The following is a 14,284-nucleotide window of genomic DNA, read 5'->3' as shown; positions in this document are numbered from 1 at the left end:
AAGCGTTTTGAAGAATCCCATACCAGCGGCATCTATTTCGGCCTGGCGACAGCAACTGGGTTCGCGCCTGAAAGAGGGGGCGCTGATCGCCCTTGGCGTGCTCTGTGCCTACCTGTGGATGGCGCTGCTCACCTACGATGCGGCCGACCCGGGCTGGACCCACACCAGCAACGTGGACCAGGTGAAGAACGCCGCCGGGCGCGCCGGCGCCTGGTTCGCCGATGTGCTGTTCATGGCGCTTGGCTACTTCGCCTACCTGTTTCCGCTGTTGCTCGGGATCAAGACCTGGCAGGTGTTCCGTGCGCGCCACCAGCCCTGGAGCTGGAGTGGCTGGCTGTTCTCCTGGCGCCTGATCGGCCTGGTGTTCCTGGTGCTGTCCGGCTCCGCACTGGCCTATATCCATTTCCAGGGCGCTGCCGGCCTGCCGGGTTCGGCGGGCGGAGCCCTGGGCGAAAGCCTCGGGCAATGGGCCGAAGTCACCTTCAATGTGCAGGGCAGCACCCTGGTGCTGCTGGCGTTCTTTCTCTTCGGCCTGACGGTGTTCACTGACCTGTCCTGGTTCCGCGTGATGGACCTGACCGGCAAGATCACCCTCGATCTGTTCGAACTGCTCCAGAGCTTCTTCAGCCGTTGGTGGAATGCGCGCAACGAGCGCCGGCAGATGATCGCCCAGTTGCGCGAAGCGGACGATGTGATCAGCGAGGTGGTGGCGCCGGTGGTGGCGGACCAGCGTGAGCGCGTGCGTGCCAAGGAGCGCCTGATCGAGCGCGAAGAATCCCTGAGCCGCCATATGAGCGAGCGGGAAAAGCGCGTGGTACCGGTCATCGAGCCGCCGGCTCCGGCCAAGGCCAGCGAACCGAGCAAGCGGGTGCTCAAGGAGAAGCAGGCGACCCTGTTCGTCGATACGGCGGTGGAAGGCAGCCTGCCGCCGATTTCCCTGCTGGATGCGGCCGAGAAGAAGCAGAAGCAGTTTTCCCCGGAATCCCTGGAGGCGATGTCGCGCCTGCTGGAGATCAAGCTGAAGGAGTTCGGTGTCGAGGTCATCGTCGAGTCGGTGCATCCGGGCCCGGTGATCACCCGTTTCGAAATCCAGCCGGGGGTGGGGGTGAAGGTCAGCCGTATCTCCAACCTGGCCAAGGACCTGGCGCGCTCGCTGGCGGTGATCAGCGTGCGGGTGGTCGAGGTGATCCCCGGCAAGACCACGGTCGGTATCGAGATTCCCAACGAGGACCGGCAGATCGTGCGTTTTTCCGAGGTGCTGTCCTCGACCCAGTACGACGAGGCCAAGTCGCCGGTCACCATCGCGCTGGGCCACGATATCGGCGGCCAGCCGGTCATCGCCGACCTGGCGAAGATGCCGCACCTGTTGGTGGCCGGTACCACCGGTTCGGGCAAGTCGGTCGGCGTCAACGCGATGATCCTGTCGATCCTTTTCAAGTCGACGCCGGACGAGGCGCGCCTGATCATGATCGACCCGAAGATGCTGGAGCTGTCGATCTACGAAGGTATTCCGCACCTGCTGTGCCCGGTGGTCACCGACATGAAGGAAGCGGCCAACGCGCTACGCTGGAGCGTCGCCGAGATGGAGCGCCGCTACAAGCTGATGGCGGCCATGGGCGTACGCAACCTGGCCGGCTTCAATCGCAAGATCAAGGAGGCCGAGGAGGCCGGCACGCCGCTCGGCGACCCGCTCTATCGCCGCGAAAGCATGGAGGATGAGCCGCCCCTGCTGAAACCGCTGCCGACCATCGTGGTGGTGGTCGACGAATTCGCCGATATGATGATGATCGTCGGCAAGAAGGTCGAAGAGCTGATCGCGCGCATCGCGCAGAAGGCGAGAGCGGCCGGCATCCATCTGATCCTGGCCACGCAGCGGCCCTCGGTGGATGTCATCACCGGCCTGATCAAGGCCAATATTCCGACCCGCATGGCCTTCCAGGTATCGAGCAAGATCGACTCGCGCACCATCCTCGACCAGGGCGGCGCGGAGCAACTGCTGGGCCATGGCGATATGCTCTACCTGCCACCGGGCACCGGGCTGCCGGTCCGCGTGCATGGTGCGTTCGTTTCCGACGAAGAGGTGCACCGCGTGGTCGAGGCCTGGAAGGCGCGGGGCGCTCCCGACTATATCGAGGACATCCTGGCCGGCGTGGAAGAGTCGGGCGGCGGCTTCGAAGGAGGCTCCGGCGGCGACGGTGAAGACAGCGAAAGCGACCCCTTGTACGACGAAGCGGTGAATTTCGTGCTGGAAAGCCGCAGGGCTTCGATTTCCTCCGTACAGCGCAAGCTGAAGATCGGCTACAACCGCGCCGCGCGCATGATCGAGGCGATGGAGATGGCCGGCGTGGTCAGCGCCATGAATACCAACGGCTCGCGCGAAGTGATAGCGCCGGGCCCACATCGCGACTGATGTCGCACCGAGGCATTATGCAATTGATCCGTTCGCTGTTCGCATCCGCCCTGCTGGTCGCCATGCCGGTGCATGCCGATGCGCTTTCCGCCCAGCGCCTGAGCGGGCTCCTGACCCAGGCGGAAACCCTCACCGGGCGCTTTTCGCAACTCTCCCTGGATGGCAGCGGCACGCAACTGCAGGAAACCGCCGGCGAACTCGCGCTCAAGCGCCCGGGCCAGTTCCGCTGGCATACCGACGCGCCGATGGAGCAGTTGCTGGTGTCCGACGGCAAGCAGGTCTGGCTGTATGACCCGGACCTGGAGCAGGTGACGATCCAGCAACTCGACCAGCGCCTGACCCATACGCCGGCGCTGCTGCTGTCCGGCGATGTCTCGCGGATCAGCGAGAACTTCGAGGTCAGCCACAAGGAGGCGGGGGAAGTGGTCGACTTCACCCTGACGCCCAAGGCCAAGGACACCCTGTTCGATAACCTGCGGCTGTCCTTTCGCGGTGGTGTGATCAACGATATGCAACTGATCGACAGTGTCGGGCAGCGCACCAATATCCTCTTCAGCGGTGTGAAGATGAACCAGCCGATCGACGCCGGGCAGTTCCATTTCGAGATTCCCGAAGGGGCTGACGTCATTTCCGAGTAAGTCATTGCCCGGGCAGTGATTGCAGATACGAGGAGCCATCCCGCGATGGATCTGTTCAAGCGCGAACCTGTCGCCCAGCCCCTGGCGGCACGTTTGCGCCCGGAAAACCTGGATGAATACGTCGGCCAGCAGCACCTGCTGGCGCGCGGCAAGCCGCTGCGCGAGGCGCTGGAGCAGGGCGCCCTGCATTCCATGGTGTTCTGGGGGCCGCCCGGGGTTGGCAAGACCACCCTGGCGCGACTGCTGGCCAAGGTCTCGGATGCGCATTTCGAAACGATTTCCGCGGTGCTGTCCGGGGTCAAGGAGATCCGCCAGGCGGTCGAGGTGGCCAAGCAGCAGGCCGCGCAATACGGGCGCAAGACCATCCTGTTCGTCGATGAGGTGCATCGCTTCAACAAGTCGCAGCAGGATGCCTTCCTGCCCTATGTGGAAGACGGCACGCTGATCTTCATCGGCGCCACCACCGAAAACCCATCCTTCGAGCTGAACAATGCGCTGCTGTCGCGGGCGCGCGTCTATGTGCTCAAGGGGCTGGACGAGGCCGCGCTGCGGCAACTGGCCAACCGCGCCCTGCATGAGTCGCGAGGGCTGGGCGCACTGCGACTGACGCTGCCCGAGGAAAGCCTGGCGATCCTGATCGCCGCCGCCGACGGCGATGGCCGGCGCCTGCTCAACCTGCTGGAAAACGCCGCGGACCTGCTCGAGGCCGGGCAAGAGATCGCCCCGGAGCTGCTGCAGAACCTGCTGGGCGACAGCCGTCGCCGCTTCGACAAGGGTGGCGAAGCCTTCTACGACCAGATATCGGCCCTGCACAAGTCGGTGCGCGGTTCCAACCCCGATGCGGCGCTGTACTGGTTCGCACGTATGCTCGATGGCGGTTGCGACCCGCTGTATATCGCCAGGCGAGTGGTGCGCATGGCCAGCGAAGAGGTGGGCAATGCCGACCCGCGGGCACTGGACTTGTGCTTGAGCGCCTGGGAAGTGCAGGAGCGCCTGGGCAGCCCGGAGGGCGAGCTGGCGGTGGCGCAGGCCATCGTCTACCTGGCCTGTGCGCCGAAGAGCAATGCGGTCTATAGCGCCTTCAACGCCGCCCGCCGCGATGTCGCGGACAACGGCTCGCACGAGGTGCCGCTGCACCTGCGCAATGCGCCGACCCGGTTGATGAAGGAGCTGGGCTATGGCGAAGAGTATCGCTATGCCCATGACGAGCCGGATGCCTATGCCGCCGGGGAAGACTACTTTCCCGAAGCCATGGAGCCACGCCGCTACTACCAGCCGGCGCCGCGTGGCCTGGAAAGCAAGATCCGCGACAAGCTCGAACACCTGGCGCAACTGGATCGCGACAGCCCGCGACAGAGGCGCAAACCATGATACGCATGCTCGTCATGATCGCCTGCGCCGGGGTGGCCGGTACCCTGTTGCGCTTCGCCGCCGGGGTCTGGGTCGCCCAGCACTGGCCTCGCCAGTACTTTCTGGGGACCCTGGCGGTCAATCTGCTCGGTTGCCTGCTGATCGGCTATCTCTATGCCTTTTTCCTCGATCGCCCTGGCCTGTCGCCGGAATGGCGCAACACCCTGATCGTCGGCTTCGTCGGTGGGCTGACGACCTTTTCCAGCTTTTCCCTGGACAACCTGCGGCTGCTCGAAAGCGGCCAGTTGGCCACACTGTTCGGCTATCTCGGCCTGAGCGTATGCGGCGGCCTGCTGGCGACCTGGCTGGGCCTGACCCTCGCCAGGCTCTGAGCCGGGAAGTACACTGCACAACCCGCTCTCCCTTACTCAAGATATTCCAGAAGACGAGAACCACCATGCTTGATTCGAAACTGCTGCGCAGCCAGCTACAGGATGTCGCGGCCCGTCTGGCCACCCGTGGCTATACGCTGGATGTGGCGCGTATCGAAGCGCTCGAAGCACAGCGCAAGACCGTACAGAGCCGCACCGAACAGCTCCAGGCCGAGCGTAACGCACGCTCCAGGGCCATCGGCAAGGCCAAGCAACAGGGTGAGGACATCGCACCGCTGCTGGCCGAGGTGGACCGCATGGGCGCCGACCTCGAGTCGGGCAAGCGTGAGCTGGACAATATCCAGACGGAGCTCGATCAACTGCTGCTGAACATTCCCAACCTGCCCGATGCATCGGTGCCGGTCGGCGTTGACGAGGAGCAGAATGTCGAAGTCCGCCGCTGGGGCTCGCCGACGAGTTTCGATTTCGAAATCAAGGACCACGTCGCCCTGGGCGAGCAGCATGGCTGGCTCGATTTCGAAACCGCCGCGAAACTCTCCGGCGCACGCTTCGCGCTGATGCGCGGGCCGATCGCCAGGATGCACCGTGCCCTGGCGCAGTTCATGCTCGACCTGCACACCCGCGAGCATGGCTACGAGGAAGCCTATACACCTTATCTGGTACAGGCCCCGGCCCTGCAGGGGACCGGCCAGCTACCCAAGTTCGAGGAAGACCTGTTCAAGATTTCCCGGGAAGGCGAGGCGGATTTCTACCTGATCCCGACCGCGGAAGTGTCGCTGACCAATATCGTTTCCGGTGAGATTCTCGATATTCGCGCGCTGCCGCTGAAATTCGTCGCGCATACGCCCTGTTTCCGTAGCGAAGCCGGCGCCTCCGGCCGCGATACCCGCGGCATGATTCGCCAGCACCAGTTCGACAAGGTCGAGATGGTGCAGATCGTCGAGCCATCGCGTTCTTTCGAGGCACTGGAAGAGCTCACCGGCAATGCCGAGAAAGTCCTCCAGGCGCTGCAACTGCCTTATCGCGTACTCGCGCTGTGCACCGGCGACATGGGCTTCAGCGCCAGCAAGACCTACGACCTGGAGGTCTGGGTGCCCAGCCAGGGCAAATACCGCGAAATTTCCTCCTGCTCGAACTGCGGCGACTTCCAGGCGCGCCGCATGCAGGCGCGCTACCGCAACCCGGAAACCGGCAAGCCGGAACTGGTGCACACCCTCAACGGTTCCGGCCTGGCGGTCGGCCGCACGCTGGTCGCGGTACTGGAGAACTACCAGCAGGCCGATGGCTCGATCCTTGTGCCCGAAGTGCTCAAGCCATACATGGGCGGCATCGAGGTGATAGGTTGAACGCATTCGGCCAGCCCTCGCGGCGAGTGCCGGGGCGCTGAGCGGTATGGAATACCTCCCGCTGTTCCACAGCCTCAAGGGGCGGCAGGTACTGCTTGTCGGCGGCGGCAGCATCGCCCTGCGCAAGGCCCGCCTGTTGAGCCAGGCGGGTGCCCTGTTGCGTGTCGTCGCCCCGGAGATCGTTGCGGAGCTGGAAGAACTGGCGGCGGATTGCCGACGGCGCACCTACCTGCCCGATGACCTGGGCGGCGTATCGCTGGTGATCGCCTGCACCAGCGATACTTCGGTCAACGCCCGGGTCTCGCAGGATGCCCAGGCACTCGGTATCCCGGTGAATGTGGTGGACGCCCCGGCGCTCTGCAGTGTCATCTTTCCCGCCATCGTCGATCGTTCGCCGCTGATCGTCGCCGTTTCCAGCGGTGGCGATGCCCCGGTGCTGGCGCGGCTGGTACGGGCCAGCATCGAGACCTGGATCCCCTCGGCCTATGGCCGCCTGGCCGGGCTGGCCAGGCGCTTCAGGGCCACGGTCAGGGGGCGCCTGCCGGATGTACAGCAGCGCCGGTTGTTCTGGGAAGAGGTTTTCCAGGGGCCTATCGCCGAACAGGTCATGGCCGGCCGCGACGACGAGGCCGCGCATCATCTGCAGGAGCGCCTGGACAACTTCGGCGCGCCGGGGCGGGGCGAGGTCTACCTGGTCGGCGCCGGACCGGGCGATCCCGACTTGCTGACGTTCCGCGCCCTGCGGCTGATGCAGCAGGCCGATGTGGTGCTCTATGACCGCCTGGTTGCGCCGGCGATCGTCGAGCTGTGCCGCCGCGATGCCGAACGCATCTATGTCGGCAAGCAGCGGGCGCGGCATGCCTTGCCGCAGGAACAGATCAACCGGCAGTTGGTCGACCTGGCCCTTGCCGGCAAGCGTGTATTGCGGCTGAAGGGGGGCGACCCGTTCATCTTCGGCCGGGGCGGGGAAGAGATCGAGGAACTGGCGGCCCACGGCATACCTTTCCAGGTCGTGCCGGGGATCACCGCCGCCAGCGGCTGCGCCGCCTATGCCGGGATTCCCCTGACCCATCGCGACCATGCCCAGTCGGTTCGCTTCGTCACCGGGCACCTGAAGGATGGCAGTTGCGACCTGCCCTGGGCGGACCTGGTCGCACCCGGGCAGACCCTGGTGTTCTACATGGGGCTGGTGGGGCTGCCGATCATCTGCCGGCAACTGATCGCCCACGGCCGCGCCGCCGCCACGCCGATCGCACTGATCCAGCAAGGCACCACGGAGAACCAGCGGGTCTTCACTGGCACCCTGGCCGACCTGCCCCAACGGATCGCCGCCGAACAGGTGCAGGCACCGACGCTGCTGATCGTTGGCGAAGTGGTCACGCTGCGCGACAAGCTGGCCTGGTTCAAGGTCTGATCAGCCAGCGCCCTGGAAAATACCCCTGCCTGGCAGGCGTTCCCTGCCATGTGGGCTGCCCAGGCTCGATTGCGGCCCCTTGGGTACGATGCCATTGGCATTGATCGAGCGGTGGCTCTGGTAATAGTGCCGCTTGATATGCTGCAGATCGACCGTCTCGGCGATACCGGGCCACTGGTATAGCTCACGCAACCAGCCCTGCAGGTTGGGGTAGTCGCTGATGCGTCGCAGGTTGCATTTGAAATGCCCATGGTAGACCGCGTCGAAGCGTACCAGCGTGGTGAACAGTCGCCAGTCCGCCTCGCTCAGGTACTCTCCGGCCAGGTAGCGTTTGCCGTCCAGCAACCCCTCCAGCTCGTCGAGGGTGGCGAAGACAGCATCGAATGCCTCCTCGTAGGCCCCCTGGCGGGTGGCGAAACCGGCCCGATAGACGCCATTGTTGAGGCTGTCGTAGATATGGCTGTTGAGCCGGTCGATTTCCTCCTGCAATGCCGTGGGGTAGAGGTCCAGGGTCGACCTCGTCAGTTCATCGAAGGCAGCGTTGAAGATGCGGATGATATCGGCCGACTCGTTGTTGACGATGCGCCGGGTCTTGCGGTCCCAGAGAACCGGCACGGTAACCCGGCCACTGTAGTCGGGGGAGTCCAGCGTGTAGAGCTGGTGCAGGTATTGCAGCCCTTGCAGGGCATCGCCGCTCGAGCCGAGGTTCTGGTCGAAGGTCCAGCCATGCTCCGCCATCAGCCAACTGACCACGGAAACGCTGATCAACGACTCCAGCCCCTTGAGCCTGCGGTAGATCAGGGTGCGGTGCGCCCAGGGGCAGGCGAGCGAGACATACAGGTGATAGCGACCGGCTTCGGGCTGGAAATCGCCATCGGCGGTTATCCAGTCGCGATGCTGTGTCGCCTGGCGCCGATACTGGCCATCCTCGTCGATCTGGTCTTCCTGATCGAACCATACACCTTGCGCAAGACGCCCCATGCCTACCTCCTTCAATGGTCACTTTTCCGACAGTCTATGTCCTATGCGACCACGGAAACGACCGAAAGACTGCTGATAACCATCTTGCCAGTCGATCGGTCAGAGGCAGTTGGTCGGCCTCGGCAGGCCGGCCAGGCGGGCGGCGCGCTTGGCTGGCGGCCCCTGGAACAAGGCATTCAAGTAAAGGCTGTTGCCTTTCTCCGGGCCGAGCTTGAGGGCCACGTACTTGATCAAGGGGCGATTGGCCGGGGCGAGCTGGAACTCGTCGTAGAACCGCCGCAGCAGTTCGAGCACCTCCCAGTGCCGCTCATCCAGCTCGATACCTTCCTCCCGCGCCAATGCCCGTGCCACCTCGGGCTGCCAGTCGCTCAAGTTGACGAGGTAGCCATCCGGGTCCAGAGGGATATCGCGGTCTTCTATACGCAATGCGCTCATAGCCAACTGTTGCTTTTCGAGTAGAGGCCGCAGATATCGACGAATGCAGGGTAATCGATGGCGATCAGCCGCTCGGGCAGATCGCTCAGCGAGCGCGCCTCGATATCTTCAGCCAGGGCATACAGGGAAATATCCCGGGGCAACCGTTGCAGCACCTGGCGCCGGGAGGTGCCGGGGGCGAGGGCATGCACGGCATCGCCGCATAACAGCAGCGCATCGCCGCCCTGCAGCAGCCTGAGGCAAGTGTCCAGATGGCCGCCTTCGAAGGGCGAGAGGGAGAGAATATGCAGTGTGCTCATCAGAGGGTGATCACATGGTCATGGTTGTCGACAAGGGCGCGCAGCCCCTCGTCATCGAGAGGGATCGCCGCGATCGCCAGCGGTCGTTGCAACAGCCCGCGCTCGCCCAGGCTGCGCTGGCAGACATGGATAGCCTCTACGCCGAACAGCGGCAGGGCTTGCAGATTGGCGGTCATGTCCTTCTGTTCGAGGTTGCCCGGGGATTGCCCGGGAACCAGTTGGAACACGCCATCGTCGATGAGCAGCAGCGAAATCGGCAGATCGAAGGCACCGCCGGCCAGGGCGATATCCAGCGCCTCGCGTGCGCCGCTGCCGGACCAGGGCGACCGCCGGCTGATGATCAGCATGGAGCGCATGTTCAAGACCCTCCGAAGCAGACCAGGCGCTCGGACTGCTGGGCCGCATCATGCAACTGGCCGAGCCCCGAGAGGCTCCAGCCACCCGCCAGATTGACCGCCGGACGGGCATGGCGGGTGGCTTCCTGCTGGTCGAGTACACCACGCCGCAGGGCTGCCGCGACACACACGACGCCATCGAGCTGGTGTGCCTGGATGAATTGCCGCCATTGCAATGCCATGTCCGACTCGTCCTGGGGAAACACGACATTGGCCGATGCCGTGTGCACGCCGTCCTGGTAGAGGAATATCCGCACGATCTCATGCCCCTGCTGCAGGACAGCCTGGGCGAAGCGCAGCGCCCGGCGCGCCGCAGGCGAGTGGGGAGGAGAGAACAGGGCAATGGCGAATTTCATCCAGCGTATCCGCATCGGGGAACCGGCCGCCATGATACTGCGCCAGGCCATGAAAACGAAAAGCCCCGAGAGGCGAGGCCTCCCGGGGCCATTGGCTACCCTGGGCGGCTCAGTCGTCCGAGCCGAAGATGCCCAGCAGTTGCAGCAGGCTGATGAACAGGTTGTACAGTGCAACGTACAGGCCGATGGTCGCCATGATGTAGTTACGCTCGCCACCGTGGATGATGGCGCTGGTCTGGAACAGGATGCAGGCCGACGAGAACAGCACGAAGCCGGCGCTGATCGCCAGTTGCAGGCCACTGATCTCGAAGAACAGGTTGGCCACGACCGCTCCCAGCAGGACGAAGAAGCCGGCGGTGATGAAACCGCTGAGGAAACTCATGTCCTTGCGCGTGACCAGTACGAAGGCCGACAGGCCGAAGAACACCAGGGCGGTCATCGACAACGCGGTGGAAACCAGCTCGCCACCGTTGGCCATGCCCAGGTACATGTTCAGGATCGGCCCGAGGGTATAGCCCATGAAACCCGTCAGGGCGAAGGTGGAAACCAGGCCCCATACCGAATTGCGCAGCTTTGCCGTGAGGAAGAACAACCCAAGGTAGCCGACCAGCAGGACGATCAGGTTCGGGTAGGGCGCATTCGCCTGCATCGCCATGTAGGCGACCACTCCGCTGAAGGCCAGGGTCATGGCCAGCAGGCCATAGGTATTGCGCAGAACGCGGCTGACCGCTTGCTGGTCCGCCTGCGCATGGCCAAGCGCGTATTCATGTTCGTGCATGATGGCACTCCTGTGGGGTAATGTTCGAACGGCACGATCATAGCAGAGCCGATACTGCGAATTGACGACAGTGTTTGACAGTGTGTGTCGATTCGGTACTATAGCGCCGCGAATTTGGAGGTGTGGCCGAGTGGTTTAAGGCAGCGGTCTTGAAAACCGCCGTGTGTAACAGCACCTAGAGTTCGAATCTCTACGCCTCCGCCATCTGCTACCACGAAAGCCCCGTATTCCGGGGCTTTCGTGTTTCTGGGGTATTATCCAGGCGTCCGTATTCATTTCCAGAAGGAAGCGTCTCATGAGTCGTCCGCGAGTTCTCCAGGTCGGGTTCCTGACGGAGCGCTTTTCCAGCAGCCTGTCTGCCCATTACGATGTGCAGCCTCTGTGGCGGCAGCAGGATCCAGACGCCTTTCTGCTGAGGCATGGCGGGGAGTTCGAGGCGCTGGTGACTGCGGCGCGGCATGGCTGCCCGCAGGCGCTGCTCGAGCGCCTGCCCAATGTCAAGGCGATCTGCAGCTTTGGTGTCGGTTTCGACTCCATTGCCGTTGATCATGCGCATGAACGTGGCATCCAGGTCAGCAATACTCCGGATGTGCTCAACCAGTGCGTGGCCGATCTGGCGATCGGGCTGATCATCGACACGGCTCGTCGTTCGGTGGAAGCCGATCGCTTTACCCGTGCCGGGAAGTGGCTCCAGGGCAATTTCCCCCTGGGCCGTCGCGTCAGTGGCAAGAACCTGGGAATCGTCGGGCTGGGAGGAATTGGCAAGGAAGTGGCCAGGCGCTCCAGTGGTTTCGACATGCCGGTGCGCTACCATAACCGGCACCCGGTAGCGGACTGCCTCTATCAGTATGAAGGCGACCTGCTGGAGCTCGCCAGGTGGGCGGACTTCCTCGTGCTCTGCTGCCCGGGAGGGGCTGCCACTCACCACCTGATCTCGGCCGAGGTCCTGAAAGCCCTGGGGCCTGATGGCATCCTGATCAATCTGGCCCGTGGCAGTGTGGTGGATGAACAGGCGCTGGTGGCCGCTCTTGGCGGTGGTTCGCTCAAGGCTGCCGGCCTGGATGTCTATGCGGATGAACCCAGGGTTCCCGAGGCATTGTTCGAATTGCCGAATGTCGTGCTGCTGCCGCATATCGGCAGTGCGACGGAGGAGACACGCCTGCAGATGGAGGAGCTGGTACTGGCCAACCTGCATGAGTTCTTTGCCAGGGGCAGGGTGCTGACCGGCGTCTGAATCAGCGCCGCCCGGTGTTTCAACGCCGGGCGGCGCGCTTCTTCATATTCAGAAGCTGATATCGACCTTGGTCCACAAGGTACGCCCGGGTTCGCTGATCGACTCCGGGTTATCCGCGACGAAACCGAAACCGGCATTGCCCGCAAGGTTCAGGTGCTCGGTGTAGTCACGGTCGAACAGATTGTCTATTCCCGCACTGAGCCTTACCTGACGGCTGACCCGATAGGCCCCGTTCAAGGAGAACACGGCGAATCCCGGGCTGTCGTCGAAGTCCTTGCCGACCACATTGCCTCGCCCTTCGGCGATGCGATTCTGGGCCGCGACGACGCGCCACAGGGCGCCCGCGCTCCAGTCGGACCTTTCGTAGGTCAGGCCGAGTCGTACCTCGAGCGGTGGCATCTGTGGCAACGCCTCGCCATCAGAGCGGTTCTTGCCCCAGGCATAGGCCAGGGTGGCATCACCCTTCCAGTTCGCATCGAGCCGGTAGCTGGCCCCCAGTTCCGCGCCCATGATTCGTGCATCGATGTTCTGTGCGCGGCTGGTGGTTCCCATCATGCCGGGGGTATAGGTGAACAGGATGTAGTCCCGTATCTGGCCCAGATAGCCAGAGGCCCACGCCTGCAGCTCATCACCCGCATACTGGACGCCAAAGTCGAACTGGGTGGTCTTCTCCGGATGGATGGCATCGAAGGCATTGCGCGAGCCCAGCGGGCCGCTGCCGGGCGAGAACAACTCCCAGTAGTCCGGCATGCGCTGGCTATGGCCCAGCCCGGCATAGAGCGTGGTGGGCTGGCCACGGAGGTCGATCTCGTAGCGCAGGAATCCGCTCGGCAATGTCTCGTCGCGACTGTCGCCCAGGGTGGGATTGATGGTGGGCATCATGCTGCCCAGTGTCTGGCGATAGTCCTTGGCCGAGGCCCTATCCAGGCGCGCACCGCCGATCAGGCGCTGCTGTTCGTCGGTGCGCCAGGTCGCTTCGGTGAATACGCCATAATTGTGGAACAGCGCATCCCTGACCCTCGGGAACTGTCCCGCACCGGTGAACGCCCCGCTCATCATGGCGTAGCTGGATCTGCGTCCCCGATGCTCGCTGCGCATGGCATCGAGCCCCGCGATCACCTGCAGGGTATCCCAGTCGAATGTCGCCGCGACCCTTGCCCCGACAGTGCGCCGATCGACATTGGAAGCCATCGGATAACGCATCATCGGCATGGCGTCATACGGATTCGGGGTGCGCAGGCTGTAGTTGTCCATGATGTGATCGGCATAGTTGTAGTAGACCTGCGCCTCGACCTTGCTCAGTACGTCGCCGATATTTTCACGAACCACCCGCAGCCCCAGGCTCTCACGCAGCAGCTTGGTCGCGTCCATGCCGCGCCCGGCATAGCGTGATTCGCCATCACCCTTGCCGGCGCTCAGCTCGATCAGCGTATCGCTGTCGGGCGTCCAGCCAAGAGCGATATCGCCGCTCCATTTTTCCCAGCGCGAAGGCATGCGCTCACCGTCGCCACTCTTGTAGTCGTCGGCCTGGGCATGGGTGCCGATCACTCGCAGATAGCCTTCCTCAGCCCCCAGCGAACCATCGAAGACTTTATCCAGGCGCCCGTTGGAGCCGACCAGGAAGCTGGCATCTACACGCCCTCCCAGCTCGCTGAAACGCTCCGGATCGCGCTCGAAGAGCACCGTTCCGGCGGAAGAGCCAGCTCCCCAGATAACGGTTTGCGGGCCTTTGATCACGGTCAGTCGATCAAAGGTGGAGGGGACGATATAGGATGTGGGCGCGTCCATTCTGGAAGGGCAGGCGCCGATCATCAGCGTACCGTTACTGAGGATGTTCAAACGCGAGCCGAACATGCCGCGCAGCACCGGATCGCCGTTGCTGCCACCGTTGCGAATCGAGGAAAACCCCGGGATCGTCTTCAGGTAATCGGCGCCATCGGTTGCCGGGACAGGCTGCCGGGGCTCCTTGGGATTGGTGACGACAGTCAATGGCGACGCTTGCTGCACGGCGGTGATGACGGTGCTTTCGAGCTCTGCCGAGGTGGGCGAATGTTCATGGGCATGCAACGGCGAGACGGCCAAGAGCCCGAGGGAAATGGCGAAAGCCTGGCGCCAGCGAATGAACGTGGCGGCTGGCTCGAAGTGGCCCATAGCATTCGGGCACGGTAATAGAGTGGATTCCATGGTGATTCCATCAGTCGAAAATTGGCTTCGTTTGCTTGCGACTTTCAGGATGCGGCGGGAGGGGCACGGGGG

The 14,284-nt window shown here is 63.7% G+C and carries 14 protein-coding genes and 1 tRNA gene; 8 read left to right on the top strand and 7 right to left on the bottom strand.

What is annotated here, in order from left to right; genetic code table 11:
* The first annotated feature begins 7 nt into the window (after nt 1–7).
* From ftsK to cysG, 6 genes are all read left to right on the top strand, one after another.
* On the top strand, nt 8–2,410 hold the full coding sequence (ftsK, locus tag DNJ95_RS07555) for a DNA translocase FtsK (protein WP_242671952.1): 2,403 nt from the start codon (nt 8–10) through the stop codon (nt 2,408–2,410).
* A gap of 17 nt (nt 2,411–2,427) precedes the next feature.
* Nucleotides 2,428–3,048 (top strand): outer membrane lipoprotein periplasmic chaperone LolA, encoded by a 621-nt coding sequence (lolA, locus tag DNJ95_RS07550; protein ID WP_131184112.1) that lies wholly within the window; start codon nt 2,428–2,430, stop codon nt 3,046–3,048.
* Nucleotides 3,049–3,093: 45 nt separating this feature from the next.
* Nucleotides 3,094–4,419, top strand: a complete 1,326-nt coding sequence (locus DNJ95_RS07545) for a replication-associated recombination protein A (protein ID WP_131184111.1) — start codon at nt 3,094–3,096, stop codon at nt 4,417–4,419.
* On the top strand, nt 4,416–4,790 hold the full coding sequence (gene crcB / locus DNJ95_RS07540) for a fluoride efflux transporter CrcB (protein WP_131184110.1): 375 nt from the start codon (nt 4,416–4,418) through the stop codon (nt 4,788–4,790). The genes DNJ95_RS07545 and crcB overlap by 4 nt, the downstream gene beginning before the upstream one ends.
* A 65-nt stretch (nt 4,791–4,855) precedes the next feature.
* Entirely contained in the window at nt 4,856–6,136 is a 1,281-nt protein-coding gene (serS, locus tag DNJ95_RS07535; protein WP_131184109.1) for a serine--tRNA ligase, read from the top strand.
* Between the two features lie 46 nt (nt 6,137–6,182).
* Complete coding sequence (gene cysG / locus DNJ95_RS07530; protein ID WP_131184108.1) at nt 6,183–7,550, top strand: siroheme synthase CysG; 1,368 nt, start codon at nt 6,183–6,185, stop codon at nt 7,548–7,550.
* Here the strand turns inward: cysG and DNJ95_RS07525 are convergent, their stop codons facing one another.
* The 6 genes from DNJ95_RS07525 to DNJ95_RS07500 all read right to left on the bottom strand — a co-directional run bounded on the left by DNJ95_RS07525 (nt 7,551) and on the right by DNJ95_RS07500 (nt 10,794).
* Nucleotides 7,551–8,531: a glutathione S-transferase family protein gene (locus DNJ95_RS07525; protein ID WP_131184107.1), complete on the bottom strand. Its 981-nt coding sequence runs from the start codon at nt 8,529–8,531 to the stop codon at nt 7,551–7,553. It lies immediately after the preceding gene.
* 99 nt (nt 8,532–8,630) lie between these two features.
* Complete coding sequence (locus tag DNJ95_RS07520; protein WP_131184106.1) at nt 8,631–8,966, bottom strand: TusE/DsrC/DsvC family sulfur relay protein; 336 nt, start codon at nt 8,964–8,966, stop codon at nt 8,631–8,633.
* On the bottom strand, nt 8,963–9,268 hold the full coding sequence (gene tusB / locus DNJ95_RS07515; RefSeq protein ID WP_420824389.1) for a sulfurtransferase complex subunit TusB: 306 nt from the start codon (nt 9,266–9,268) through the stop codon (nt 8,963–8,965). Before tusB ends, DNJ95_RS07520 begins: the two co-directional genes overlap by 4 nt.
* Nucleotides 9,265–9,621 (bottom strand): sulfurtransferase complex subunit TusC, encoded by a 357-nt coding sequence (tusC, locus tag DNJ95_RS07510; protein ID WP_131184104.1) that lies wholly within the window; start codon nt 9,619–9,621, stop codon nt 9,265–9,267. Before tusC ends, tusB begins: the two co-directional genes overlap by 4 nt.
* Before the next feature lie 2 nt (nt 9,622–9,623).
* The gene (gene tusD, locus DNJ95_RS07505) at nt 9,624–10,016 is read right to left on the bottom strand and encodes a sulfurtransferase complex subunit TusD (protein WP_131184103.1); all 393 of its coding nucleotides are present in this window, start codon (nt 10,014–10,016) and stop codon (nt 9,624–9,626) included.
* Nucleotides 10,017–10,125: 109 nt separating this feature from the next.
* Complete coding sequence (locus DNJ95_RS07500) at nt 10,126–10,794, bottom strand: Bax inhibitor-1/YccA family protein (RefSeq protein ID WP_131184102.1); 669 nt, start codon at nt 10,792–10,794, stop codon at nt 10,126–10,128.
* Nucleotides 10,795–10,910: 116 nt separating this feature from the next.
* Between DNJ95_RS07500 and DNJ95_RS07495 the strand changes: the two genes are divergently transcribed.
* Together DNJ95_RS07495 and DNJ95_RS07490 are read left to right on the top strand one after the other, a co-directional pair.
* A tRNA-Ser gene (locus DNJ95_RS07495) sits at nt 10,911–10,998 on the top strand.
* Between the two features lie 91 nt (nt 10,999–11,089).
* A complete protein-coding gene (locus DNJ95_RS07490) occupies nt 11,090–12,028 on the top strand; it encodes a 2-hydroxyacid dehydrogenase (RefSeq protein WP_131184101.1) in 939 nt (312 codons plus the stop codon).
* Nucleotides 12,029–12,076: 48 nt separating this feature from the next.
* Here DNJ95_RS07490 and DNJ95_RS07485 read toward each other — a convergent pair whose 3' ends face one another.
* On the bottom strand, nt 12,077–14,179 hold the full coding sequence (locus tag DNJ95_RS07485; RefSeq protein WP_131187560.1) for a TonB-dependent copper receptor: 2,103 nt from the start codon (nt 14,177–14,179) through the stop codon (nt 12,077–12,079).
* Nucleotides 14,180–14,284 lie beyond the last annotated feature (105 nt).

The organism is Stutzerimonas kirkiae (genome assembly GCF_004327335.1).
Lineage (GTDB): Bacteria > Pseudomonadota > Gammaproteobacteria > Pseudomonadales > Pseudomonadaceae > Stutzerimonas > Stutzerimonas kirkiae.
The sequence above is the reverse complement of the archived record's forward strand: the minus strand, read 5'-3'. Positions and strand labels throughout refer to the sequence as shown.